The 24,502-nt window shown below is 49.0% G+C and carries 23 protein-coding genes; 18 read left to right on the forward strand and 5 right to left on the reverse strand.

What is annotated here, in order from left to right; all coding sequences use genetic code 11:
• The first annotated feature begins 131 nt into the window (after window positions 1–131).
• The 9 genes from EJL91_RS17775 to EJL91_RS17815 all read left to right on the forward strand — a co-directional run bounded on the left by EJL91_RS17775 (window position 132) and on the right by EJL91_RS17815 (window position 10,116).
• A complete protein-coding gene (locus EJL91_RS17775; protein ID WP_341467027.1) occupies window positions 132–1,325 on the forward strand; it encodes a patatin-like phospholipase family protein in 1,194 nt (397 codons plus the stop codon).
• A gap of 120 nt (window positions 1,326–1,445) precedes the next feature.
• Window positions 1,446–1,754, forward strand: coding sequence for a DUF6637 family protein (locus tag EJL91_RS17780; protein ID WP_125143324.1), 309 nt, complete (start codon window positions 1,446–1,448; stop codon window positions 1,752–1,754).
• A gap of 7 nt (window positions 1,755–1,761) precedes the next feature.
• Complete coding sequence (locus EJL91_RS17785) at window positions 1,762–2,742, forward strand: biotin--[acetyl-CoA-carboxylase] ligase (protein WP_125143325.1); 981 nt, start codon at window positions 1,762–1,764, stop codon at window positions 2,740–2,742.
• Between the two features lie 18 nt (window positions 2,743–2,760).
• The gene (gene mutY, locus EJL91_RS17790) at window positions 2,761–3,873 is read left to right on the forward strand and encodes an A/G-specific adenine glycosylase (RefSeq protein ID WP_125143326.1); all 1,113 of its coding nucleotides are present in this window, start codon (window positions 2,761–2,763) and stop codon (window positions 3,871–3,873) included.
• A gap of 20 nt (window positions 3,874–3,893) precedes the next feature.
• Window positions 3,894–4,811 carry a diacylglycerol/lipid kinase family protein gene (locus tag EJL91_RS17795; protein ID WP_125143327.1) on the forward strand — a complete coding sequence of 306 codons (918 nt, stop codon included), beginning with the start codon at window positions 3,894–3,896 and terminating at the stop codon, window positions 4,809–4,811.
• A 109-nt stretch (window positions 4,812–4,920) separates the two neighbouring features.
• A complete protein-coding gene (gene rpoD / locus EJL91_RS17800; protein ID WP_125143328.1) occupies window positions 4,921–6,048 on the forward strand; it encodes an RNA polymerase sigma factor RpoD in 1,128 nt (375 codons plus the stop codon).
• Window positions 6,049–6,270: 222 nt separating this feature from the next.
• Entirely contained in the window at window positions 6,271–6,924 is a 654-nt protein-coding gene (locus EJL91_RS17805) for an epoxyqueuosine reductase QueH (protein WP_125143329.1), read from the forward strand.
• A gap of 204 nt (window positions 6,925–7,128) precedes the next feature.
• Window positions 7,129–8,031 carry a 1-phosphofructokinase gene (pfkB, locus tag EJL91_RS17810; protein ID WP_125143330.1) on the forward strand — a complete coding sequence of 301 codons (903 nt, stop codon included), beginning with the start codon at window positions 7,129–7,131 and terminating at the stop codon, window positions 8,029–8,031.
• Between the two features lie 132 nt (window positions 8,032–8,163).
• On the forward strand, window positions 8,164–10,116 hold the full coding sequence (locus EJL91_RS17815) for a PTS fructose transporter subunit IIABC (protein ID WP_125143331.1): 1,953 nt from the start codon (window positions 8,164–8,166) through the stop codon (window positions 10,114–10,116).
• A gap of 161 nt (window positions 10,117–10,277) precedes the next feature.
• Here the strand turns inward: EJL91_RS17815 and EJL91_RS17820 are convergent, their stop codons facing one another.
• From EJL91_RS17820 to EJL91_RS17830, 4 genes are read right to left on the reverse strand one after another with little or no spacing between them, the layout of a single operon-like run.
• Entirely contained in the window at window positions 10,278–10,547 is a 270-nt protein-coding gene (locus EJL91_RS17820) for a TfoX/Sxy family protein (protein ID WP_125143332.1), read from the reverse strand.
• A gap of 51 nt (window positions 10,548–10,598) precedes the next feature.
• Window positions 10,599–11,096 carry a hypothetical protein gene (locus EJL91_RS17825; protein WP_125143333.1) on the reverse strand — a complete coding sequence of 166 codons (498 nt, stop codon included), beginning with the start codon at window positions 11,094–11,096 and terminating at the stop codon, window positions 10,599–10,601.
• A 28-nt stretch (window positions 11,097–11,124) separates the two neighbouring features.
• The gene (locus tag EJL91_RS25400) at window positions 11,125–11,190 is read right to left on the reverse strand and encodes a DUF6783 domain-containing protein (protein WP_423243458.1); all 66 of its coding nucleotides are present in this window, start codon (window positions 11,188–11,190) and stop codon (window positions 11,125–11,127) included.
• 3 nt (window positions 11,191–11,193) lie between these two features.
• Window positions 11,194–11,928, reverse strand: a complete 735-nt coding sequence (locus EJL91_RS17830; RefSeq protein WP_125143334.1) for a hypothetical protein — start codon at window positions 11,926–11,928, stop codon at window positions 11,194–11,196.
• Between the two features lie 756 nt (window positions 11,929–12,684).
• Here EJL91_RS17830 and EJL91_RS17835 point away from each other — a divergent pair.
• The 6 genes from EJL91_RS17835 (at window position 12,685) to EJL91_RS17860 (ending at window position 18,482) form a co-directional block, all read left to right on the forward strand.
• Complete coding sequence (locus EJL91_RS17835) at window positions 12,685–13,377, forward strand: HAD family hydrolase (protein ID WP_125143335.1); 693 nt, start codon at window positions 12,685–12,687, stop codon at window positions 13,375–13,377.
• Complete coding sequence (locus EJL91_RS17840; RefSeq protein ID WP_423243456.1) at window positions 13,364–14,479, forward strand: metal ABC transporter substrate-binding protein; 1,116 nt, start codon at window positions 13,364–13,366, stop codon at window positions 14,477–14,479. The genes EJL91_RS17835 and EJL91_RS17840 overlap by 14 nt, the downstream gene beginning before the upstream one ends.
• Window positions 14,480–15,190, forward strand: coding sequence for a metal ABC transporter ATP-binding protein (locus tag EJL91_RS17845; RefSeq protein WP_125143336.1), 711 nt, complete (start codon window positions 14,480–14,482; stop codon window positions 15,188–15,190).
• Window positions 15,187–16,011: a metal ABC transporter permease gene (locus EJL91_RS17850; protein WP_125143337.1), complete on the forward strand. Its 825-nt coding sequence runs from the start codon at window positions 15,187–15,189 to the stop codon at window positions 16,009–16,011. Before EJL91_RS17845 ends, EJL91_RS17850 begins: the two co-directional genes overlap by 4 nt.
• 277 nt (window positions 16,012–16,288) lie before the next feature.
• Window positions 16,289–17,521 (forward strand): CobW family GTP-binding protein, encoded by a 1,233-nt coding sequence (locus tag EJL91_RS17855; protein WP_125143338.1) that lies wholly within the window; start codon window positions 16,289–16,291, stop codon window positions 17,519–17,521.
• 25 nt (window positions 17,522–17,546) lie between these two features.
• The gene (locus EJL91_RS17860) at window positions 17,547–18,482 is read left to right on the forward strand and encodes a TIGR03943 family putative permease subunit (protein WP_125143339.1); all 936 of its coding nucleotides are present in this window, start codon (window positions 17,547–17,549) and stop codon (window positions 18,480–18,482) included.
• Window positions 18,483–18,600: 118 nt separating this feature from the next.
• Here the strand turns inward: EJL91_RS17860 and EJL91_RS17865 are convergent, their stop codons facing one another.
• Window positions 18,601–20,109, reverse strand: a complete 1,509-nt coding sequence (locus tag EJL91_RS17865; protein WP_125143340.1) for a polysaccharide deacetylase family protein — start codon at window positions 20,107–20,109, stop codon at window positions 18,601–18,603.
• A 922-nt stretch (window positions 20,110–21,031) separates the two neighbouring features.
• On the opposite strand from EJL91_RS17865, the gene EJL91_RS25285 reads away from it, so the two are divergent.
• From EJL91_RS25285 to EJL91_RS17875, 3 genes are all read left to right on the forward strand, one after another.
• Window positions 21,032–21,775 carry a reverse transcriptase domain-containing protein gene (locus EJL91_RS25285; RefSeq protein ID WP_341467028.1) on the forward strand — a complete coding sequence of 248 codons (744 nt, stop codon included), beginning with the start codon at window positions 21,032–21,034 and terminating at the stop codon, window positions 21,773–21,775.
• Between the two features lie 60 nt (window positions 21,776–21,835).
• The gene (locus EJL91_RS25290) at window positions 21,836–22,327 is read left to right on the forward strand and encodes a group II intron maturase-specific domain-containing protein (RefSeq protein WP_341467029.1); all 492 of its coding nucleotides are present in this window, start codon (window positions 21,836–21,838) and stop codon (window positions 22,325–22,327) included.
• A gap of 814 nt (window positions 22,328–23,141) precedes the next feature.
• The gene (locus tag EJL91_RS17875) at window positions 23,142–24,353 is read left to right on the forward strand and encodes a D-alanyl-D-alanine carboxypeptidase family protein (RefSeq protein WP_125143341.1); all 1,212 of its coding nucleotides are present in this window, start codon (window positions 23,142–23,144) and stop codon (window positions 24,351–24,353) included.
• Window positions 24,354–24,502: the final 149 nt, after the last annotated feature.

Raw genomic sequence — 24,502 nt, forward strand, 5'->3', positions numbered from 1 at the left:
GAAGCAGCCAGAATTGCTTGAGGAAATCCGGTTTTTTCCTTTATTGACTAGCAATGACACGTTTATACGGCGTGTTTTTCGTTGTTAATGGCGGTATGCAGAGCGTGCCTTTCAGCGTTTTAAAGGTGGGAATGATGGAGAATGGACAGAAAACAGCGGGCGCAAGGCGCAGAATGGTCAGAAAGGTAAACCTGGGGCAGGATAAGATTAAACTCGATCTGACCAGGGAATACGGCCTGGTGCTGGAGGGCGGCGGAGCCAAAGGTTCCTTTCAGATAGGCGCCTGGCGGGCTCTCAGGGAGGCAGGAATCAGGATAAAAGGTGTGTCGGGCGTTTCCGTGGGAGCGCTTAACGGAGCCTTAATATGCATGGATGACCCGGAACGGGCGGAGGATATCTGGCACAACATCAACTATTCTACCGTCATGGATTTTAATCCGGGAACGGGAAGTCTGCAGGAGGCGGCGGAGGAGATTAAAAAGCTGTTAAAGGACCGCGGCATTGATATCACGCCGCTGAAAAAGCTGCTTCACGAGACCGTAGACGAGGAGAAAATCAGGAATTCCCCCTGTGAACTTTTTGCCACCACGTTCTCCGTCTCCGATATGAAGCTGCTCAACATGGACGTAAAATCAATGCCGGAGGGAAAGATAGAGGAGATCCTGCTGGCCAGCGCCTATTTCCCCGTCTTTAAGACCGAGAAGCTTGGAGGAAAACTCTACACGGACGGCGGAGGATTTAACAATGTTCCCCTGGATGTGCTGATTGACCGCGGTTATCAGGATATTATCGTCATCCGGATCTACGGGATCGGCTATGACCGGGAGAAGAAGATAAAGATCCCGGAGGGGACGAACATCTATCATATCGCACCCAGGGAAGAACTGGGAGGCGTCCTGGAATTCGACAGCAAAAGAAGCCGGAAAAATATGGCTCTTGGTTATCTGGAGGCATCGAGGCTGCTCTATGGACTGGACGGCCGGAGATATTATGTTTATGCGCCGTATGAAGAGCCGTATTATTTTGACAGAATGATGTCGGAGTTGGAACTGCTCAAGGTTTATCTGAGATCGGTTCTGGATGAAGAAACCCTGGCGTATCTGGACGGCTACCGCTTTTACACGGAGAATGTGTTTCCGGAACTGGCGGTCAGAATGAAGCTCAAAGAGGATTGGAATTACAAAGATATGTATCTGGGAATTCTGGAGGAGCTGGCGTCCACGCTGAAAATCACCCGATACCGCGTTTACAAAACTGATGAACTGGTGAGGGAAATCCATAAAGCTCTGCTCAAATCTGACGGGAGGCTTATTGTCAGGGAATAGGTTTCATAACTTTTTGACAAGTGGGCGGTATTTATGTAAAATAAGAGGTAACTGTTTAGACGGCAGTAATTATGATGGTACTGAATAGTTGCAATAAGATAGATTAAAGGAGAGAAAACGATGGTATTACAGGAAAAAAAGAGAACAGGCAGGGTTTCCTCCTTCGTTTTGGACACGCTCCACGTTGTGGTGGGGATTCTGATCGTTATTCTGGCCGTACTTGCTTTTCTTAACCCGGATGAGAACAGGATACTGTTCCCGGCTATCTTTCTTCTGGCATCACTGCTGAATCTTGCCAACGGTTATGAACGTTTCCATAACAACAGAGGGAAAAAGAAAAAGAGAATTGCAGGAGCAGCGCTTATGGCAGCAGGAGTGGGACTGTTCCTTTTATGCGTGATCAGCGCGCTTACAATCTGGTGGGGGTAATTAATACGTGAAGACAGAAGTTTTAAGGATGTTAAAAGAGGCGGACGGATATATCTCCGGCCAGGAGATCTGCGAAAAGTTTGATGTTTCCAGAACTGCGGTGTGGAAAGTGATTAAGCAGCTTGAGGCAGAGGGATATCTGATCGAAGCCGTGAGAAATAAAGGGTACAGGCTCAAGACGGCCGGTGATATTTTAAGCCGTGCGGAACTTGAGAGCAGTATGAAGACAGAGTGGGCGGGAAGGAATGTACTCTATTTTGACGAGACAACTTCCACAAACACGGCGGCCAAGATGGCGGCGGAGGAGGGCGCACCCCATGGGACGCTGGCTGTTGCCGATTACCAGAACATGGGTAAAGGACGCAGAGGAAAGATGTGGACATCTCCTCGCGGTGTGGGAGTCTGGATGAGCCTCATGATCCGGCCGGAACTTCACCCGTCTTCGGCATCGATGCTGACACTGGTGGCGGCTATGGCTGTTTCAGAAGGAATTACAAAAATCTGCGGCCTGGAGACACAGATCAAATGGCCAAATGATATTGTAGCAGGCGGTAAGAAGCTCTGCGGCATTCTGACGGAGATGAGCACGGAGCTGGAATGTATCAATTATGTGGTGACTGGCATTGGGATTAATGCCAATATGGAGGAATTTCCTGAGGAAATCAGGGAAGTAGCCACATCAATCCTGATGCAGACCGGAAAGACCGTAAAGAGGAGCGAGCTGATAGGCGCTGTGATGGAGTCATATGAAAAATACTATGCATTGTTTATGGAATCCGGCAACATGGCGGGACTTCTGGAGATATATAACAGCCATTTGGCTAATGTAAACCGCTCGGTCCGTGTGCTTGCGCCGGGGAACGAATATGTGGGCACGGCTTTGGGAATCAATGAGGCAGGTGAACTGCTGGTGAAGACAGAGGACGGAGCCGTACATCAGGTTATCTCGGGCGAGGTTTCGGTTCGGGGGATTTATGGGTATGTGTAGTTGAGGAATGAGAAATTTATGGAATATTTATATGGTAAATTAAAAACGCTGGAGCGGGAAGAAAGTCCTCTTAAGGAAGCGGAGAGACTCAGGGCCGCATCGGGGCCGCTGCTTCACTGGTATGATAATAATAGAAGGATTCTGCCCTGGAGGGAAGAACCGGAAGCATACCGGGTATGGATTTCTGAGATCATGCTGCAGCAGACCAGGGTAGAGGCGGTTAAACCGTATTTTGCCCATTTTATGGAGGCGCTGCCCGATATAAAGAGCCTGGCCCAGGTGGAGGAGCAGACGCTTCTCAAGCTTTGGGAAGGACTTGGATATTACAACAGGGCCAGGAACCTGAAAAAGGCGGCCCAGGTTATTGTGGAAGAACATGATGGGGCGATGCCGGACTCCTATGAAAAACTTCTCAAGCTTCCAGGGATCGGAAGTTATACGGCCGGAGCCATCGCTTCTATTGCTTTTGGTATTCCGGAACCGGCTGTGGATGGGAATGTCCTGCGGGTGCTGTCAAGACTTCTGGCAGACAGGGAAGATATCGGAAAAGCCGGAACCAAGAAGAGGTTTGAAGATTTAATCAGGGAGAACATGGACAGAGGGAGAGCCGGAGATTATAACCAGGCGCTGATTGAGCTGGGGGCGATTGTCTGTATCCCGGCCGGAAAGCCGCTGTGTACGGAGTGTCCGCTGCATTCAATCTGCCTGGCACGGAGAGAGGAACTGACCGAGGTAATTCCTGTTAAGGCGCCCAAGAAGCCGAGAAGAATTGAAGATAAGACGGTATTTCTTCTGGAATGGGAAGACAGGGCGGCTATCCGTAAGAGGAGCAGCAAAGGACTCCTGGCGTCACTCTATGAATTCCCCAACATACCTGGACATGCAGAGGCAGGAAAACTTAAGGAGCAGCTGAAAGACGGGCTGGGACTTCCGGAAGAGGAGATTTTATCCGTTGAAAAGCTTCCCGATTCGGTCCATATTTTCTCGCATGTGGAATGGCATATGACAGGATACCGTGTAAAAATAGCGAATGAACATCCAGAATTGTTTAAAATGGTGAAAAAAGAGGAAATATTTTCAAAATATCCCCTTCCAAATGCATTCGGAGTGTATACAAAAGCTTTAATGTGAAATAATGAGAGGGAAGACCTATGAAAAAGATGATTTTCGTGTTCAATCCCAGATCGGGTAAAGAGCAGATACGAAACAAACTGCTGGATATATTGGATATATTTACTAAGTGCGGATATGATGTGACCGTCCATGTCACCCAGGAGCCGCTCGATGCCATGCGTGTCGTAAAGCGCTGCGCAAGGGGAAAAAATCTTGTGGTATGCAGCGGAGGAGACGGCACCCTCAATGAGGTTGTATCGGGGCTTATGACGTTTCCGCCCGGGAAGAGACCGGTGCTTGGCTATATACCGTCGGGTTCCACTAATGATTACGCCTCCAGCATTGGAATTTCCAAAAATATGAAGAAAGCGGCATTGGATGCTGTCAGCGGCAGCACGTTTGCCGTAGATATAGGTAAATTTGGGGAGGAAAAGTATTTCGTCTATGTGGCGGCATTCGGAGCATTTACCGAGGTTTCCTACAGAACCCCGCAGGAGACGAAAAATCTGCTGGGACATCAGGCCTATATGCTGGAAGCGGTAAAGAGGGTCACAAACCTGAAATCCTACAGGATGAAGTTTGAGTGGGACGGCGGAACGCTGGATGATGAATTCATTATCGGAATGATTACGAATACAATCAGCATCGGCGGTTTCAAGGGGCTGGTAGGGCTGAACGTAGCTCTGGACGACGGGGAGTTCGAGGTTCTTCTGGTCAGAAAACCAAGGACGCCGAAAGATATCGCCAGCATTGCTTCCTATCTCATTCTGCGTGAGGGAGAAAATGACTGTGTATACCAGTTTCGCGCAAACCGCCTGAAAGTGACATCACCGGAACCGGTGGATTGGTCATTAGACGGTGAATATGGGGGCAGCAGGACGGAAACACTGATAGAAAACATGAACCGCGCGGTAGCAATCAGACGCAAAGCGTCGTCTGTTGTCGAAGCTTTGTGAAAAACTAATAGAAAAGCTCAGAAATATGTTGAAAAAAAAATTTGGTTAGTATATAATAAAAGGCCGAGCACTATTTTACAAAACTTCTTAGGCGAAAGGACGTTAATTCGTGGAGAAAGAAAATTTTTTAGAGAAGTTAAAACGACTTGTCGACCTGGCGAAAACAAAGCAGAATGCACTTGACATCACAGAGATTAACAATTTTTTTGCCGGGGATAATCTGTCAACAGAACAGATGGAACAGATTTATAATTATCTGGAGAACAATAATATTGACATTATCCCTGAAGTGATCGATGAAACGATACTGGCGGAAGATGACGCTCTGCTTCTGGACGATGCAGATGATGACTTTCTGAAGAGCGAAGAGGAAGAGATTGATCTCGATGCCATTGATCTTCTGGAAGGGATTGGCACTGAGGATCCCGTGCGCATGTACCTGAAGGAGATAGGTACGGTTCCGCTTTTAAGCGCTGATGAGGAACTGCGTCTTGCCAAGAGGAAGGCAGAGGGCGATGACAATGCAAAGGAACGTTTAATTGAGGCCAATTTAAGGCTTGTGGTAAGTATCGCGAAACGTTATACCGGCAGAGGCATGAGCTTTCTGGATCTTGTTCAGGAAGGGAATCTGGGCCTGATCAAGGGTGTTGAAAAATTTGATTACACTAAAGGATATAAGCTGAGTACATATGCTACCTGGTGGATTCGGCAGTCTGTCACAAGAGCGCTGGCAGATCAGGCGAGAACGATCCGTGTTCCCGTGCATATGGTTGAGACGATTAATAAGATGTCGAAAATGCAGAGAAAACTGACATTGGAGCTGGGATATGAACCGTCCGTGGCAGAGCTTTCCGAGGCGCTTGAGATGTCGGAAGACAAGGTCATGGAGATCATGCAGATAGCCAGGGAACCGGCTTCTCTGGAGACCCCGATTGGAGAGGAAGATGATTCCAACCTGGGAGATTTCGTGGCTGACGGCAATGTGGTAACTCCGGAAGGAAACGTGGAGTCGGTTATGCTGAGAGAGCATATTGATGCGCTTCTTGGCGATCTGAAGGAGAGGGAGCGTCAGGTAATTGTTCTGCGCTTCGGCCTGGAAGATGGTCACCCGAGGACACTGGAGGAAGTGGGTAAAGAGTTTAATGTTACCCGTGAGCGCATCAGGCAGATAGAAGCCAAGGCCCTCAGAAAGCTGAGAAACCCGGTCAGAAGTAAACGGATCCGTGATTTCCTGTAAATCGTAAAATAAATTAAGCAGCCTGTGTGCTGAAAGCAGATTGTGTGATATAGCTTAGGATATATGCGCAAAGGAGCTTTTGGCGGGGGGTTGCTTTTTTATTTTATAAGAAGTTCCTAGTGAATCGAAAGATCACGGGGCGGAGAGCGGCTGTGCAGAGGGGAATGATGGCGCCGACGCGATTGGCCGCAGACAGAGACTGGAAATAGAAAAGGTGACTGTATGGAAAATAAGAAGAACTATCAGATAGAAATGGAAAAGGTAATCAAACAGGCAGAGAGAAACGGGGAGGTGCCTACGCTGTTTCTTCACAGCTGCTGTGCCCCATGCAGCAGCTATGTGCTGGAATATTTGTCGAAATATTTCAGGATTACTGTATTTTATTATAATCCTAATATTTTTCCGCCGGAGGAATATCAGGAGAGGCTGGGGGAGATTGAGAGACTGGTCCGGGAGATGCCGACAGAGCATCCGGTGAAGTTTGTGGCCGGGGATTACCGGCCGGAGGAGTTTTTTCAGGCTGTGAAGGGATATGAGGAGGATAAGGAAGGAGGCGAACGCTGCGGCCTCTGTTTCCGGATGCGTCTGTTTGAGGCGGCAAGGATGGCGAAAAAAGGAGGATACGACTGGTTTACCACCTCTCTTACTATTAGTCCTCTGAAAAATGCGGAGAGGCTGAACCGAATTGGTGAGGAGGCGGCGGAGGAGTATGGGGTGAAGTTCCTTAACTCCGATTTTAAGAAAAAGAACGGTTACCGTCGTTCCGTGGAATTGTCGCAGGAGTATCATCTTTACAGACAGAACTACTGCGGGTGCATCTATTCACAGCGTGAGGCGGCCATGCGGGAGAAACAGGACAGTTTAAAGGAAAGCTGACGTTGTTCTGCGGTGCAGGCGCCGGGCATAATGACTAAAAAATTCATGTTTAAAAAGTTGTAATTCAGGGTAAATTATGCATAATGATGAAATTGGCAAAGAAATGAAATTTCATGATAAAACTTATTGACGAAATGAAAGTTCCGTATTATGATGACATTAAATGATGAAAATATATTTCGTGTGGAGAAGGAGGAATGACGTATGATTTACACGGTTACATTTAACCCGGCGTTGGACTACGTGATTAAGGTGGATCATTTTAAGACGGGAACAGTGAACAGAACAGTATCGGAAGAAATTTTTTATGGCGGTAAGGGGATCAATGTGTCGGCAGTGTTAAAGGAATTGGGGTATGCCAGCACGGCGCTTGGGTTTGTTGCAGGGTTTACCGGCGATGAGATAGAGCGCGGCGTCAAGACACTGGGGTTTGCCAGTGATTTTATCCGCGTAAAGGAAGGGATGTCACGTATTAATGTGAAGATGAAGTCCGACGATGAGACGGAAATCAACGGAATTGGGCCGAAAATCACGGAAGAAGACGTGGAAAAGATGTTTGAGAAGCTGGATAAGCTTGGGAGCGGAGATATTCTCGTTCTGTCCGGAAGCATTCCGAAATCCATTGATGACAAAATCTATGAAACCATCATGTCACGGTTGGAGGGAAAAGGGGTCAGAATCGTTGTCGATGCAACGAAGGACTTACTTCTTAACGTTCTCAAATACCATCCGTTCCTGATTAAACCGAACAATCACGAGCTTGGTGAGATGTTTAATGTGGAACTCAAATCAGATGAAGACATCATTCAGTATGCCGGAAAACTTCAGGAGATAGGGGCGGTCAATGTCCTGATTTCCATGGCCGGGGACGGTGCAATTCTGCTTACTGAAGACGGTGTTGTGCACAAGATGGGAGTGGCAAAAGGAACGGTAAAGAATTCCGTGGGCGCCGGAGATTCCATGGTAGCCGGTTTTATCGCAGGTTACCTGGATAAGAGGGATTACGCATACGCCCTGAAACTGGGGACGGCGTCAGGAAGCGCGACGGCATTTTCCGAGGGAATCGCAACCAGAAAAGATATTATAGAGATTCTGGAAAAACTTTAATACGGGATGTAACAAAACGTTACGAAAGACCATAGGGGAGAGCAGTAAATCAGAGAGAAAACCGGCAGAGGATAAGATGCCGGCGGGACTTAAAAGTAATCAGGAGACAGAACGACAAATCAGGAGGACAACATGAGGATTACGGATTTATTGAAGAAAGAGAGTATTGCTCTCGGGGTCAGGGTGGACTCGAAAGAGGCCGCAATTGATTATCTTGTGGATTTAATGGATAAAAGCGGCAGGCTGAATGACAGGGAAGGTTACAAAAAGGGCATTCTCGCAAGGGAGGCTCTGGGAAGTACGGCGGTAGGCGACGGGATTGCAATCCCCCATGCGAAGGTGGCGGCGGTCAATGAACCGGGGCTGGCGGCCATGGTAGTGCCGGACGGCGTAGACTATGATTCATTTGACGGCAGTCCGGTCAACCTTCTTTTCATGATAGCGGCTCCGGACGGAGAAGCGGACGCCCACCTGGAGGCCCTTTCCAAACTCTCTATGGTTTTGATGGACCCGGATTTTAAGGATTCGCTTATCAAAGCAAAGACGGCAGATGAATTTCTTAAACTGATCAATGACAAGGAGGCAGATAGGTTTGCCCCGGCAAAGGAAGAGACGCCTCAGGAAACGGAGCCTGCGCCGGAACGCGCGGCGGGCGGGAAAACCCAGGCAGATACAGGGTACAGAATTCTCGCCGTGACGGCCTGCCCAACCGGTATCGCCCATACGTTTATGGCAGCGGAAAACCTTCAGAGAACCGGTGAAAAACTGGGATATCCGGTCAAGGTGGAGACAAACGGAGCGGACGGCATTCAAAACCATCTCACAAGGGAAGAGATCGAGTCCGCGGACGGAATCATCATTGCGGCAGACAAGAATGTGGAAATGGCGCGTTTCAACGGAAAACCGGTTATCATTGCGCCTGTATCAGACGGTATCCACAAAGCGGAAGAACTGATTAAGAGAATCGAAGCGGGAGAGGCGCCTGTTTACCACCATACGGGAGACGGAGGAAACGGAGCCGAAGAAACATCCGAGAAGGAGAATTTTGGCAGAAGCATCTATAAACATCTGATGAATGGCGTCTCCCACATGCTGCCCTTTGTCATCGGAGGAGGGATTCTGATTGCCCTTGCATTTCTTTTTGATGACTATTCCATTGATCCGGCGAACTTTGGTAAAAATACGCCTCTTGCCGCCTACTTGAAGACGGTGGGGGAGCAGGCGTTCGGAATGATGCTGCCGGTCCTGTCGGGATTCATCGCAATGAGTATTGCAGACCGTCCAGGTCTGGCCGTTGGTTTTGTAGGCGGGCTCGTTGCCAAGATGGGCATGACATTTGCAAACCCCGCGGGCGGAGATGTAAATGCCGGTTTTCTGGGAGCGCTGCTGGCCGGTTTCATCGGCGGTTATCTCATCCTGCTTCTAAAAAAAGTATTCAGCGGACTGCCTAAATCACTGGATGGAATTAAGCCGATCCTTCTTTATCCAGTGCTCGGTATTCTCCTCGTAGCCGTGATTACGACCATTATCAATCCCTTTGTCGGCGCAATCAACGATGGTCTTTCCCATCTGTTAAACGGGATGGGCGGGACCAGCAAGGTGATTCTCGGTATGGTGGTCGGCGGCATGATGTCGGTAGATATGGGCGGCCCGGTTAACAAGGCAGCCTATGTGTTCGGAACAGCCCAGTTGGCGGAGGGCAATTTTGATGTGATGGCCGCCGTTATGGCGGGAGGTATGGTTCCTCCGCTGGCAATTGCCCTTGCAACCACTTTTTTCAAAAGGAAATTTACGGATAAAGAGCGTCAGTCCGGCCTTGTAAACTATATTATGGGCCTGTCCTTTATTTCGGAAGGTGCCATCCCCTTTGCCGCACAGGATCCGCTGCGTGTAATCCCTTCCTGTATAGCAGGCTCAGCGGTGGCCGGAGGTCTGTCCATGCTCCTGGGATGCACACTGAGAGCTCCCCACGGCGGTATCTTCGTGCTCCCCACCATTGGAAACCCACTGGGATATCTGGCGGCGGTTGCAGCGGGTTCTGCGGTCGGATGCATTATCCTGGCTGCTCTTAAAAAGAATGTATAGATTGCATGTATATGGTTTTAATTTATTGAGATAATATAAAAAAGATGAAATGTTTGCCGTCTGTCTCCGGACAGAGCTGTTCCTCCCCCACGTTTTACTACAGTCGGCGGAGGCAGGCGGCTAAACAGTTTCATCTTTTTTATTGGTTGTCCGGGACAAGTTTACGGAGTGTCCTTTATCTTGTTCCGGGTATAAAATTCCTTCAGGTCTGCTTTTATTTCCGGTGGAAGCAGCGTTTTTTTCATTCCCTGCAGCGCGCCTTCCAGGGCAAGCAGCCTGTGGATGCAGGCAGAGGAGTCAAATTCCTGTATTTTCAGCCATGCATTTCTGGAACCGTACTTTTCCAAATCCGTCCTCGTGAAGATTCCTGCTTCATTGAGCTGGCGTTCCAGTTCTTTTCCGATATTCGGAAGTTTTTCAAGTTCTCCCATAATTAAGCCTTTCCAAGGTAACTTATTATTTGCGTTACATAGTTTCTATGATTAAAAATCAGTATGGCCGGGAACCGGTGCAGTGCCGTCTGAACCGTCCGTGCTGAAGAACAGAAACAGGTAAGGCGCGAACAGGGATGGAACGGCGCAGAGCCAGCCAGGAAGTGATTTTCCGAAGAGCAGCAGCGTCACGGAGGTAATGGGAGTGAAAATTTCCACAGGGAGATAAAGTAAAACGTTTATCTGACCGTAAGCTCCGGTGCGCAGCATAAGCTGTTCCAGAACAAGCGTGATGACAGAGTAAACAACGAGCAGGGACGCAGCCCTGAAACACGTCTGCCGGGTATACGTCCTGCAAAGACGCCGTCCGATGAAAATAAAAAGAACGGCGGAGGCGGCGAGATGGGCGGCAAGGAGGCCGTTGCTCATCCAGACAGACCATTCTGTGGTCAGACTGACAGCAGTCAGTACTACAAAGTAGAAGATAATTCTGGTAATAAGTCCTGCGGCAAGCGTGTAGAGCGGCAATTTGTATATCTGTTTATCCATAAGGAACCCTCCTTTGTATGACAGTCATTTACAGAATGTTGCAGGAAGCTCTAGAGCGTGTTTGAAAATTCATTCCCGCCATCTGCATCTGCACGTTCTAGTGGAAATCCATTCTGTTCCATATTCCGGAAGATTCTCCGGAGTAAAGGCTGTTATCCATCTGTTTCATCATTTTCCGCTCCTCGTCTGTATAAAATTCGATAGCCGTGTCCGTGGGACCGCAGGAAACATAGTATTTGCCGCCATGGCTGCCAAGATATTTCCAGTCGTCGTGCATACCAAGAGCGCTTGTTTCATCCATCTCTTCCCGGCTGTCAAACTGCAGGAGCCAGAACATGGTCTGAGTGACGGAGCTGCGGACTTTCCCGTCTATAATCAGAGGTTTGACGGGATAAAAATTCACATAAAGATTTCCTCCGTTTGTGGAATAACAGTAATGATTTTTCCAGCTATCCGGCAGAGTTAAGGTATAATCCGGGGTAGTTATCTCACTGCTGTCTTTCGGGGCGGTGAGCAGGGACACGGTTCCGTCGTCCAGGCGCTTGCCGCCGTCCGTCCCTATCTTTTGCCCGTACTCAGTCACGGTATCGGCAAGCATCCAGCCGTCAGGACTAAAAAAGTAGTTCTCATAGATGCCGTCCCGGTTTCCATCCAGCCAGAGATCACAGTCGGCGGCAAAGGCGCCGTCATCCTCCTGCCAGCGCCAGTTTGAAACTCCATCTTTTACAGCAGGTCGGTCCTGATCCTGTATCCATTGTCCGGCAAAAGCAGTGGAGAAGCAGCACATTGAAATGATTATCGCGGATGACAGGATTTTGATTCTTTTTTTCATTAAATACCTCCTTTTAGTAGGAATGCTTTTTGGGGCTGTATAAAAAAGAGTATCAAAATAAACACTCTAAGATTACAAGCTTCCATAGTCTCTTAGTAAACGGGATGTAGTTTTCATTCATCCTGAAAAACGCAGTGGCAGCGACAAGCGCCTCCCCCGTTGAAGAACAAGGACAAATCAGCCGCCGCAGGCCGGGGACCGGGCCGCCGTCCTGGCTGAGTCTTTCGTCCCGGCCATAACCTTCCTGCGGGGAAGAAGGGAGAAAAAGATTCCGGAGGGAACCTGGGAGTTCATCGGCACTTACGAGGTATTTTCGAGGTTAGTGACCGTTATGTACTCCAACGAGCGCAAGCGTTTCCCGCAGGAACTTTTTCTGCCCGGATTCCCCGCCCGCGACAACCTGACGCCCGGGACGAAAAACTCATCGATCCCCCCTCACCACCCCGGTCCCCGGCCTGACGGCGGCGTCCTCATTTTTCAATTAATTCCCATTATATCATGTCCCCGGGAGGCAGGCCAGAGCCTGGAGGTGAATTAATATAATAGAAAGAGAAAAGAAAGACAAATTCAAGAATCCCCCCTTTTTACACCCCGGCCGGGGGAGGGGAAAAATAAGTGGCCGTTGCATCTTTCTTTTTTTTAGTATATTATTACATGTGGGAATTTCTGTTACTGTTCAAACCGGATAGGTTACGTGAGGTTTATTCGCGTACTGTTTGTGAATAATCTGAATTTTACGTCGAAAGGAAGAGAGAGATGTACCGCTTATGTATTTTTGATCTTGATGGGACATTACTTAACACGGTCAATGCCCTGACTTATACAACGAATGTAACACTGGCTGCCTTTGGCCTCGGACCGATTGTACCGGAGCAGACGAAGCGGATGGTGGGAGACGGTTACAGGACACAGATGGAACGCGCCCTGAAGGCCTGCGGCGATGAAAAGCTGGCACATTATGAGGCGGCTCTTCCGCTGTATATGGAGAATTTTGCAAAATACTGCATGAAGGATGTAAAGCCCTATGAGGGAATCGAGCATCTTCTTGAATACCTGAGGAAGAAACAGGTAAAGATAGCAGTATTCTCCAACAAACCGCATGACCAGGCGGTGGAGAACATAGAAACCATTTTTGGGAAAAATTATTTTGACTGCGTAAGGGGAGAACAGGCGGGTACGCCTAAGAAGCCTGCACCGGACGGAGCGCTGATTGTCTGCCGTGAGATGGGAATGACGCCCAAAGAATGCCTCTATCTGGGCGATACCAATACGGATATGAAGACGGGAATCGCGGCCGGAATGGATACGGCAGGCGTTACCTGGGGATTCAGGGACAGGGCGGAGCTGGAAGCTTTGAGTCCGAAGTACATTGTGGAGCATCCCTCACAGGTGGAAATGATTGTAGAAAAAGCAAATATGCCGAATGAGGATTTGAATGAAAGAAAATAAAAATAGAAAAAGGGGAAATTGGATGAAGCGTTTCGCCATCCGTTTTCCTATCATGGTTCTGCTTTTTGCAGTCACTGTCCTTGCTGCGGGCTGCAGCCGTTACGGCGGTGGGAGCGGTGGTACAAAAGGCGGCGAAACGGAAAACTATGCTGCCGAAGAGCCGAAAAAGGAAGTCAGGGGTACAGACAGGAAACTGAATGTGGTTACAACCCTGTTCCCCTATTATGATTTTCTGCGCCAGATAGCCGGAGATGATATCGAGCTTACCCTTGTGGTTCCGGCCGGGATGGACAGCCATTCCTTTGAGCCGACTCCGGCAGACATGATTACCATCCAGAATGCAGATCTTGTCGTGTGCAACGGCGGCGCGATGGAACAGTGGCTTGAGAAAGTCCTGGATTCCTTTGGGGACGGCGCAGCTCCCGGCCGTGTTGTCACAATGATGGATTACGTGGACACTATGGAAGAGGAGATTGTGGAAGGGATGGAGGCGGAAGAGCATGATCACTTCTCGGAACACCATAATCATTCGGCCGAAGGCCATGAACATGACGACGGACACGAAATTGAAATAGAGTATGATGAACATATCTGGACCTCTCCGGTCAATGCAATGAAGCTGACGGGAGTCCTGGCAGATGTGCTGATGGAAGAAGATACGGCCCATGCGGCGGATTACCGCAGAAGGGCGGATGATTATATCGGCAAACTGAAGACTCTTGATCAGGAGTTCCGGGATGTTGTTGCGGCGGGCCACAGGAGACTCCTGGTTTTTGGCGACAAGTTTCCGCTGCGCTATTTCTTTGAGGAATATGGTCTTGAATACCGGGCGGCTTTTACCGGATGCAGCACAGATACGGAACCTAGCGCAAAGACGATTGCCTACCTGATAGACAAAGTGAAGGCGGAAAATATACCGGTAGTCTATTACCTGGAGCTTTCCAGCCACCGTGTCGCCGAGATTATAGGGGAAGAGACAGGGGCGGAGCCTCTTCTGTTCCACTCCTGCCACAACTTAACGAGGAGGCAGTTTGATTCGGGGGTAACTTATCTGGAGCTGATGGAGCAAAATGTGGTGAACCTGAGAAAAGGACTTGAATAAATGGGATTGTTATTAAGATGTGAGCATGTCGATTTTGGATATGAAAACCAGGATGCGGTCATTGATGTGAGCCTGGAAGTCAATACGGGGGACTATATCTGTATTGTAGGTGAGAACGGATCGGGTAAGAGCACTCTGATGAAGGGGATTCTGGGCCTGTTAAAGCCGACGGCGGGAAAAATTGAGGTGTCGGAGGAGCTTAAAAAAGCCGGGATCGGTTATCTGCCCCAGCAGACAGCGGCGCAGAAAGATTTCCCGGCTACCGTTTTTGAAGTGGTTCTGTCCGGCTGCCTGGGGAAGAGAGGGAACCGGCCTTTCTACTCTTCAAAAGAAAAAGAGACGGCGCTTGCTAATTTGGAGCGCCTTGGAATTATGGATTTGAAAAAAAGCTGTTTCAGGGATTTGTCGGGAGGGCAGAAGCAGAGAGCGCTGATTGCCAGGGCGCTTTGTGCCACGGACAAGCTTTTGATTCTGGATGAGCCGATAACCGGGCTGGATCCTTCCGCGATTCAGGATTTTTATTATATTATCAGAAAGCTGAACCGGGAGGAAAAGGTGGCCATTCTGATGGTTTCCCATGATATGGCTAATATCGTAAAACAGGCGGGAAAAATCCTGCATCTGCAGCAGAAGGCAGTTTTCTGCGGGACAATGAGAGAGTATCTGAAGAGCGGTATCGGCAGACAGTTTCTGGGAGGTGACGAAGGATGAGCATTGTAAGAGAAATGATGTCCTACCCTTTTATCGTGAGAGCGCTCGTGGGAGGTGTGCTGGTGTCCTTATGTGCATCACTTTTGGGGGTCAGCCTTGTCTTGAAACGGTATTCCATGATAGGAGACGGACTTTCCCATGTATCCTTCGGCGCTTTGTCGGTGGCGCTGGCGATCGGATGGTCTCCCCTGAAAGTATCGATTCCCGTTGTAGTCCTGGCGGCATTTTTCCTTCTCAGGATCACGGAGAGGGGAAAGATTAAAAGTGACGCGGCGATCGCAATGATTTCAGCCAGCGCGCTTGCCATCGGCATTATTGTGACCTCCATGACGACGGGAATGACAACTGATGTGAGCAGCTATATGTTCGGCAGCATCCTTGCGATGAGCAGGGAGGACGTGCAGTTTGCCGCCGTTCTCTCCGTAGTGGTATTAGGGCTTTTCCTGTTCTGTTATAATAAGATTTTTGCGGTGACATTTGATGAGAATTTCGCCAGGGCAACCGGCGTGAACGTTTCTCTTTATAACGTGCTCATTGCGGTTCTGACCGCCGTGACTATTGTGCTCGGAATGAGGATGATGGGGGCGATGCTGATTTCCAGCCTGATTATATTCCCTTCCCTGACTGCGATGAGGATATTTAAAAGCTTCAAGGGAGTTATGATTGTCTCCGGAATTCTTTCTATTATCTGTTTCTGCATTGGAATGGTTATTTCCTATGTCTATTCCACTCCGGCGGGAGCCAGTGTGGTCGTAGTTGATCTGGCGGCTTTTATACTGTTCAGTCTGGTGCAGGCGGTACGGCAGGGATTTAAGTGGTAAAACGGAGAAAGCAGTAAGAAGTTCGAATTGAGAAACGGATGCGGAAAAGATTTGGCAGGCCGGAAGTTTAAGATGGCAAGGACAGCATAATTCCTGAGGGAATCAGATGCTGTCCTTTTTGCGTACGGAAGGAGCCGCAGGCCGTTTTGTCTGATACGGAACATGGTATAAAAAAGCTGATTGAAATTCTCACCTGCTTGACTTTATCCTGTATTTGTGTAAAAATAATAAATTAGGTTTAAACTATTGTAAAAAGAAGAAAAGAAGGTTGATAATAATGACAAAGATTGATATCATTTCCGGTTTCCTTGGAGCAGGAAAGACTACATTTATTAAGCAGCTCCTCAGGGAAGCCATCGCAGGTGAGAAAGTCGTGCTGATTGAAAATGAATTTGGTGAGATCGGAATCGACGGAGGATTTTTAAAAGACGCCGGGATTGAGATCCGTGAGATGAATTCAGGCTGCATCTGCTGTTCCCTGGTTGGGGATTTCGGCAGGTCGCTTAAGGAAGTGCTCACAAAATACCAGCCGGACCGTGTCATCATCGAGCCGTCGGGCGTTGGAAAGCTTTCCGATGTCATGAAGGCAGTGAGAGATGTGGCTTCTGAAATAGAAGTAATGCTCAACAGCGCCGTTACCGTTGTAGATGTAAACAAGTGCCGTATGTATATGAAGAATTTCGGTGAATTTTTTAATAACCAGATTGACAATGCGGGTACCATTGTGCTGAGCCGTACCGATATAGCAGCGGCCGATAAGGTCCAGGCAGCTGTTGAGATGCTCAGGGAGCATAACGCAGCGGCAAATATTGTAACAACTCCATGCGGCCAGCTTACGGGTGCGCAGCTTCTGGAAATTATCGAGAAAAAGGATGATATGGCGGAAGAACTGATGCAGGAGGCCAGGGAATACAGACAGCATGAGCATCACCATCATGACCACGGGGAAGAAGAGTGCGGCTGCCACGATCACGGGCATCACCATCATCATGACCACGATGAGGAAGAAGAATGCGGCTGCCATGATCACGGGCATGAGCACCACCACCATGATCACGGTGAAGAAGAATGCGGCTGCCACGACCATGGGCATGAGCGCCATCATCATGGCCACGATGAGGAATGCGGCTGCCATGATCATGAACATCATGACCACCACCACGACCATGATCACGGCGAAAACTGCACCTGTGGCTGCCACGATCATGATCACCATGACCATCATCATGCAGATGAAGTTTTCACAAGCTGGGGAAGAGAGAATGTATCCGCCATCAGCCGCGAAAAATTGGAGGCAGTGCTTCATGAGCTTGCTTACAGCCGGAAATACGGCGAGGTACTCCGTGCAAAAGGCATGATTCCAGGCGAGAAAGAGGGAATCTGGCTTCATTTTGATCTGGTTCCGGAGCAGGTGGAAATCCGCGAAGGAATTCCGGACTATACCGGTAAACTCTGCGTAATAGGCGCAAATCTGGATGAGGAAGGCCTGGAAGCGGCGTTCAAAGCCTGATGAACCACGGAGGGAGATATAAGTAATGGATGACGAGAAGATGCCGTTATTTCTGATAAACGGTTTTTTGGAAGCCGGTAAAACCGCCTTTATAAAATTTACACTTCAGCAGGACTACTTCCAGTCTGAGGGAAAGACATTATTAATTGTCTGCGAAGAAGGCGAGGAAGAGTACGAGGCGGATTTGCTCAAAGAGACAAAGACGGCGGTAGTCTATGTGGAGGAATTCTCAAAGCTCACTCCGCAATATCTGGAAGAGCTGGAGCTTTTCTATAACCCGGAGCGTATGCTGGTGGAGTGGAACGGCATGTGGAACCTTGATGAGCTGAAACTTCCGCCCGACTGGGAGCTTTACCAGCAGATCACGATTGTCGATGGTTCTACCTTCGATTTATATCTGAACAACATGAAACCGCTGGTGGGCGCCATGGTCAGAAACACGGAAATGCTGATTATGAACCGGTGTGACGGGATTGAAGACCTGGATACCTACCGCAGGACCTTAAAGGGAATGAATCCTCAGGTGCAGATTGTCTTTGAGGATGCAGAGGGCGAAATACAGGAAATTTCCGAAGCGGATTTGCCCTATGATGTAAATGCAGAAGTGATAGAGATTTCACCGGAAGCTTATGGAATCTGGTATATCGACATGCTGGACAAGCCTGACCGCTACCGTGGAAAGACTGTGGAATTTACCGCGATGGTTTTAAAGACTCCGGATTTCCCGAAGAACTACTTTGTGCCGGGAAGAATGGCGATGACCTGCTGTGAAGCGGATATGACCTTCCTGGGCTTCATGTGCAAAGCCAAAAATGCCAGACTCCTGGAAACTAAAGAGTGGGTGAAAGTTACCGCGAGAGTGGAATACGAATTCAGCCCGGAATATGAAGGTGAAGGCCCGATGCTCTACGCGGACTATGTGGAGAAGGCAAAAGAGATAAAAGAGATAGTGCAGTTTTAGACTAGAACGTGTTTTGATCTATAGGACGTAACTTTCTATGGATTAAAAAAGTGCCATACCCGGTACAGGAATCCAGCATTCCTGGCGCCGGGTATGGCACTTTTTTATCATCTCTTTTCTACTCGCTCATCTTCGCGACCGGAGTAGGCCTTCTTCTGTCAAATACCTCGCTAACATCAAATAAATCGCTCAAATGATCTTTCGTCGGATTCGTCTCCGGAAGGTCGTAATACATTCGGAAGCCATCCAGGTTTCTTCGTCCCTGCCTCATGTAGTCGTCGCCAATCTGTACCCAGTACTGACTGGAATCCACGTTGCAGAAATACCGGAATCCCTTGGAATGGAGATACTGGTAACGCTCCCCGCTGGTGTCGTAAGGCATCCAGCCGCCGATATCGCTGCCGAACGGGAACAGGATGATATCGCATGGGCCAATCAGGGTTTCCACCTCTGCCTCCCACTTATCCGTATCTGTGCGGAAGTTCTCCATCGAGATCGTTCCCATGTTTCTGTGGCCCCAGCTGTGGGAAGCCAGCTCAAAACCGTTTTCTTTCAGGCACTCGGCTACCTTGGCGGCCTCTTCCCGCTCTTTTGCATAGTCAAAGCCCGGGTTCTTGGCTCTGTACTCGTCTGAGTCGTAAGACGGGGCAGTACGGTAACCGAGGATACCGTTATATCCCGTAAGAGCAATAACTGCTTTTGCTCCCTTATAGGAGAAATCAGGGTGCTCTTCGATAAAGTCGTCGAGCAGCGGAACCAGGTCGTAGGAACCTACGAGTACGGAACCGTCTTCCAGTTTCATCTCATTGGTAGGTTTTCCGTCTTCTCCGATAATCATCTTTGTGGCAAAACCGTCGTCTGCCATATATTCATAATAACATACGTCATCCTGTGACATGACGAAAGGCTGCTTGCCCGGAGGCAGCATAATGTCGCCCTGGACAAAGTGCGGATTGCCGTCCTCGCCGGTGGTCTCGTAGGCTACATCATGGAGCTTGACAAGAACAAAACCGCGGTCATACATGGACTGAAGAATTTTCATAAATTCCTCTTTGGTGGTCATCATCTGATTATAGCCCTTTTCCCTCGAATCGCCGTCAAAGGCCTTGGAGGTATCCATAATCAGGGTGTGGAAAAATACATGTGTGACTTTCTTCGGATCGGCGCGCACAAGAGTGCTCTTTGTCTCCTCAAAGCCTGCGATTGCCGCAGTAACCTGCTCATCCGATGCATAAGGGCTTTCATTTAAAAGCGCGATGGCAGCGTCGTAATCATAACCGGCTGCAATGAGATTAGCGCGGGCCAGATAGCTCTCCAGGCTGTTTGCATTGGCGGAAGCTTCCGCGGCATCCTGGGATTCGGAAGAATCTCCTACCGTCCCCGCAACTCCCTGATTGTCTGGATCGGGTCCCTGCATGGACGGATCCGAGGCAGTGTAGACCTCCCCAAGTACGCCTCTGGTCTCCAGGCTCTTATTTCTCATGTAGAGATATGCCGCAATGCAGAGTAAAATAGCCAGAATCGACACCAGGACAATATAAGGCAGTACCCGCAGGAACTTCCTGCGCCGGCGCCTGGAATAACTGGAATATCCGCTGCTTTTCAGTAAAAAATCATCTTTTCCCATAGTATTAAATCACCTTTATCTAAGAATATGTTTTGTTTGAGGCGCCTGTAAGGCATGAAATTAAAATTCAGGATGACAGACAGGCAAAAAAGTAGACCGGAAAAAATTCCGGCTTCCATTGTTGTCGATGGAAATAAAAAAGAAAATGCATTTCATCGTTTGGATAACATTATAGCATAGATTTTTGGGAATAACTATTACAGTTTACTTAAAATTTATCCCTTTATTTGGTTATAAGAGGGGATTTAGTTGAGATGCGAGGACGCCTCTGTAAGACGGCGGACGGGGGAGTGGGGGGATGGATGAGTCTTCAGTCCCGGTTTATAGGTTGTGGTGAGGGGGAATCCAGGAGAAAAAATTCCTACGGGGACTCGCTCCAGCTTGTGGAATGCGCTGCGGATGCTAGTGCGCCCAGAAAAGGGTGTGATATTTAACAGGTGGAAACCCTGTCCGGCAAGGTGCTAACCACACCACCGGTAGCGAGTCTTGGGCTGACAACAGTAATGCGGCCAGTTAAGCGTAGACAGCCAGGTAATAGGGTTGAGTGATAGAGCACCGAAACGCTGTGAAAATCCAGCAGGCCGACGCTTTTAGTGTAGTGGAAGGCAATATGTGGGCTTATCGATAGGGTGAGATTTTCCACACTGCTGCGGTGTCCGAGAGCCAATCATGTTATACAATGATATCATGTCAACTGGGGAGAGCCTGCCGTCTCCCCTCCTTGTGTGGGGAAGGGGTATGCCGACCGGAAAGGGAGGCAAACGGGTGGCAGGCAGTCGGAAGGCCGAATAGTACCGAAAAGGCGGGGAACCGCACCGCTAAAGGGAAGTCGAGAAGGGGCCGGGGAATCCTCCCGGCCCTGCCTTATAAGGCAATATCAAAGAGGAAACATCAACTGCACACAGAGGTAGGAGAAAAAAAGATGGAAACGAAATTGGCGAGAATATCACAGATGTCAAGCGAAAATCCGGACATGGTATTTACGTCCATCGGGCATCTCATCAACAAAGAGCTGTTGAAGAGCTGCCATGAAAAGATGGATGGAAAGAAAGCAGTGGGAATCGATGGAGTGAGCAAAGCGGAATACGAAAAGAATCTGGAAGGGAATCTGGAAGATCTGGTACTGCGGCTGAAAAAGAAATCGTATAAGCCAAAGGCAGCCAGAAAAGTGGAGATACCGAAGGAGAATGGGAAAACGAGGCCGCTGAGTATCTACTGCTATGAGGATAAGTTGGTACAGGAAGCGTTAAAGGAACTGCTGGAAGCCGTGTTTGAACCCCATTTCTATGAAGAGATGATGGGATTCCGTCCGGGAAGAAGCTGCCATCAGGCAATAAAGAAACTGAACGGGATGCTGGAACGGGAGAAAACGAATTATGTACTGGATGCAGATATAAAATCCTTCTTTCAACATCTTGACCATGACTGGATTGTACGGTTTATAGAATCCAAAATCAAAGACCCAAATATCACGCGCCTGGTAAGGAGAATCCTGAAGAGTGGAATCCTGGAGGATTACCAGTACCATGAGACCTTGGAAGTAAGCGTCCAGGGAGCCGTATGCTACCCGGGGCTGGCTAACCTGTATATGCATTATGTGCTGGTATGGTGGTTTGTGGAGCAAGTGAAGCCGGGGATGAAAGGCTACTGCGGCATGGTGGTGTAAGCCGATGATTTTGTAGTGTGCTTCCAAGATAAAGAGGAGGCGGAAGAATTCTATGAACGGTTGAAACGTAGGCTGGGGCACTTTGGGCTGAGCCTGGAAGAGGATAAAAGCCGTCTAATTGAATTCGGTAGGTATGCGAAGGAACGCAGCCAAAAAGAAGGGAAAAAGGCGGGGACATTCGACTTTCTAGGCTTTACACACTACTGTAGCGAGAACCGGAACGGGAAGTTCAGAGTGAAGAGGAAAACCAGTAAAAAGAAGTTGGCGAAGAAGAGCCGGGAAATGAACGCGCATATTAAGCGGAAGAGACATGAAGACCCCAAGGAGCTCATCAAAAAGCTGAACGAAATTTTAATTGGCTACTACCATTACTACGGAATCACAGATAATAGCCGAAGTATCTGGTGTTTCTACGAGCGTGTAAAAAGACGGCTGTACTACTGGCTGAACCGAAGAAGCCAGAGAAACAGCTATACGTGGGAGGGATACAGGGAGTTGTTAAAACAGTATCCCCTCAAACGGCCAAAAATCTATGTCAACGTATACGCATGATAGAAGTGAACGATGCGCCTTATAAAGAGCCGGATGCGGGAAAGCCGCACGTCCGGATTTCTGTGAGGGGTGTGCCCTGTAAGGGGCACATCTACTCGACGATTCGAAAATACCTCATCAAGCACCGGCGGATTCCAAGGTCCCCTTCGGAAAGTTTTCTCCTTCCTTCCCCGGGCAGGTGATCGGCGGGACTGAAGACTCAGCGAAGGTTATTGCCCCGTCCGCCGGCTTCAGGGGCTGATTGTCTCTTTCGTCAAGTGCGGAGGGAGGTCTTGTCGCGGCCACTATATAGTCGTGAACCTTTCAATTGAATACCATACAAGAGGCATTCCCCTGAAATTCAAGGAAACGTAGTGGCAGCGACAGTAGCCCCCGCACTTGAAGGAAGAGAACAAATCAGCCCCCGCAGGCCGAGTTTCGGGATGGCGAAAACCTTCGCGTCTTCAGTCCCGGGCCATAACCTACCTGTGGGGAAGAAGGGAGAAAAAGATTCCGGAGGGAACCTGGGAGTTCATCGGCACTTACCGAGGTTTTTCACGAGGTTAGTGTCCGTTATGTACTCCGAAGAGCGCAAGCGTTTCCCGCAGGAACTTTTTCTGCCCGGATTCCCCACCCGCGACAACCTAACATACGGGACTGAAGACTCATACCCTCCCCCTCCCCATCCCGCCCCCCGCCCGTACCGGCGGCGTCCTCATTCCTCACATTAAAATTTTGTCGGAAAGAAAAGAACACTTCCTGTAACACAGTGGCATAAGTACATGCATTCTGTCCATATCCTGATTAAAGAAGGAAATAGATGCGGAGAAAAGGTATGAAACGATTAACGGCGGTTATTTTTACGATTATGATGGTCCTGCAGGCGGGGCTTAGCGTGTATGCTTCAGTTCCGGAGATTCCGGCCGCGGCTGCTTCGGCGATGGTCCAGGCTGCGGACGGGCCGGAAATTCAGGCTCCGGAGGCAATCCTCATAGAGGCGTCCACCGGAACGGTGATTTATGAAAAGAATGCCGATGAGGCCAGGAACCCGGCCAGTGTCACGAAGATTATGACGCTGCTTTTGACATTTGACGCCCTGAAGTCCGGAAAAATCCATCTGGACGACGAAGTTGTCACCAGCGCCCACGCAAAATCCATGGGAGGTTCCCAGGTATTCCTGGAGGAGGGCGAAGTCCAGACCGTAGAGACACTGATCAAGTGTATCGTCATTGCGTCCGGCAACGATGCCAGCGTGGCAATGGCGGAATTCATAGGCGGGGATGAGGCAACATTTGTAAAAATGATGAATGAGCGGGCAAAAGGTCTTGGAATGGAAAACGCAAACTTTGAGGACTGCTGCGGACTGACTGATTCCACAACCCATGCAATGTCGGCCCGTGATATAGCATTAATGTCAAGGGAGCTTATCACAAAATATCCCGAGATTTTTAATTATTCCACGATATGGATGGAAAATATCACCCACGTGACAAAACAGGGCACAAAAGAATTCGGTCTTTCCAATACCAACAAACTGCTCAAAATGGCCACTAATTTTGAGGTGACCGGCCTGAAAACGGGTTCAACCTCCCTGGCTAAATACTGCCTGTCGGCAACGGCAAAAAAAGACGGTGTGGAACTTATCGCCGTCATCCTTGCGGCTCCCGATTTTAAAGCCAGGTTCGGCGATGCTCTGACGCTTTTAAATTACGGCTATGCCAACTGCCGGATGTACCGCGATGAAGATCCGGGCACGGTGCCGCCGGCCACGCTTATAAACGGAATTCAGGACACCGTACAGGGAAGGCTGAATGGAACCTTTTCTTATCTGACAATGAAGGGGGAGGACTTCGGAGGCATTGAGAAAGAATGGGTGTTTGAAGAAGGGATCAAAGCTCCCGTCAACGAGGGCGATATTCTGGGCCGTCTCGTCTACCGGTTAAACGGGCAGGAGCTTGGAAGCGTGGATATCGTAGCGGCGGAAGATGTGAGAAAGGCCAATTTCTTTGATTATCTGAAGCGGGCCGCCTCCAGCTTCTGCGTATAGGAACTGTGTATATCATATACCTTTAAAACGAAACAGGGATTTGTCACTGACAGCCAGATTTTTGGCGCTATTACATAGTGACAAATCCTTGTTTCTTCATGTTGAAATATTTCCCTCAGGGCGGGTATAATAAAACTATCAAAAGGAAC

Source organism: Clostridium transplantifaecale (assembly GCF_900626075.1).
Taxonomy (GTDB): Bacteria; Bacillota; Clostridia; order Lachnospirales; family Lachnospiraceae; genus Otoolea; species Otoolea transplantifaecalis.

Excerpts from the sequence above, each read along its gene's own strand:
- EJL91_RS17775 (WP_341467027.1), top strand. The coding sequence starts at position 132 with ATGATGGAGAATGGACAGAAAACAGCGGGCGCAAGGCGCAGAATGGTC.
- EJL91_RS17780 (WP_125143324.1), top strand. The coding sequence starts at position 1,446 with ATGGTATTACAGGAAAAAAAGAGAACAGGCAGGGTTTCCTCCTTCGTT.
- mutY (WP_125143326.1), top strand. The coding sequence starts at position 2,761 with ATGGAATATTTATATGGTAAATTAAAAACGCTGGAGCGGGAAGAAAGT.
- EJL91_RS17795 (WP_125143327.1), top strand. The coding sequence starts at position 3,894 with ATGAAAAAGATGATTTTCGTGTTCAATCCCAGATCGGGTAAAGAGCAG.
- EJL91_RS17805 (WP_125143329.1), top strand. The coding sequence starts at position 6,271 with ATGGAAAATAAGAAGAACTATCAGATAGAAATGGAAAAGGTAATCAAA.
- pfkB (WP_125143330.1), top strand. The coding sequence starts at position 7,129 with ATGATTTACACGGTTACATTTAACCCGGCGTTGGACTACGTGATTAAG.
- EJL91_RS17815 (WP_125143331.1), top strand. The coding sequence starts at position 8,164 with ATGAGGATTACGGATTTATTGAAGAAAGAGAGTATTGCTCTCGGGGTC.
- EJL91_RS17820 (WP_125143332.1), bottom strand. The coding sequence starts at position 10,547 with ATGGGAGAACTTGAAAAACTTCCGAATATCGGAAAAGAACTGGAACGC.
- EJL91_RS17825 (WP_125143333.1), bottom strand. The coding sequence starts at position 11,096 with ATGGATAAACAGATATACAAATTGCCGCTCTACACGCTTGCCGCAGGA.
- EJL91_RS17830 (WP_125143334.1), bottom strand. The coding sequence starts at position 11,928 with ATGAAAAAAAGAATCAAAATCCTGTCATCCGCGATAATCATTTCAATG.
- EJL91_RS17835 (WP_125143335.1), top strand. The coding sequence starts at position 12,685 with ATGTACCGCTTATGTATTTTTGATCTTGATGGGACATTACTTAACACG.
- EJL91_RS17840 (WP_423243456.1), top strand. The coding sequence starts at position 13,364 with ATGAAAGAAAATAAAAATAGAAAAAGGGGAAATTGGATGAAGCGTTTC.
- EJL91_RS17845 (WP_125143336.1), top strand. The coding sequence starts at position 14,480 with ATGGGATTGTTATTAAGATGTGAGCATGTCGATTTTGGATATGAAAAC.
- EJL91_RS17850 (WP_125143337.1), top strand. The coding sequence starts at position 15,187 with ATGAGCATTGTAAGAGAAATGATGTCCTACCCTTTTATCGTGAGAGCG.
- EJL91_RS17855 (WP_125143338.1), top strand. The coding sequence starts at position 16,289 with ATGACAAAGATTGATATCATTTCCGGTTTCCTTGGAGCAGGAAAGACT.
- EJL91_RS17860 (WP_125143339.1), top strand. The coding sequence starts at position 17,547 with ATGGATGACGAGAAGATGCCGTTATTTCTGATAAACGGTTTTTTGGAA.
- EJL91_RS17865 (WP_125143340.1), bottom strand. The coding sequence starts at position 20,109 with ATGGGAAAAGATGATTTTTTACTGAAAAGCAGCGGATATTCCAGTTAT.
- EJL91_RS25285 (WP_341467028.1), top strand. The coding sequence starts at position 21,032 with ATGGAAACGAAATTGGCGAGAATATCACAGATGTCAAGCGAAAATCCG.
- EJL91_RS17875 (WP_125143341.1), top strand. The coding sequence starts at position 23,142 with ATGAAACGATTAACGGCGGTTATTTTTACGATTATGATGGTCCTGCAG.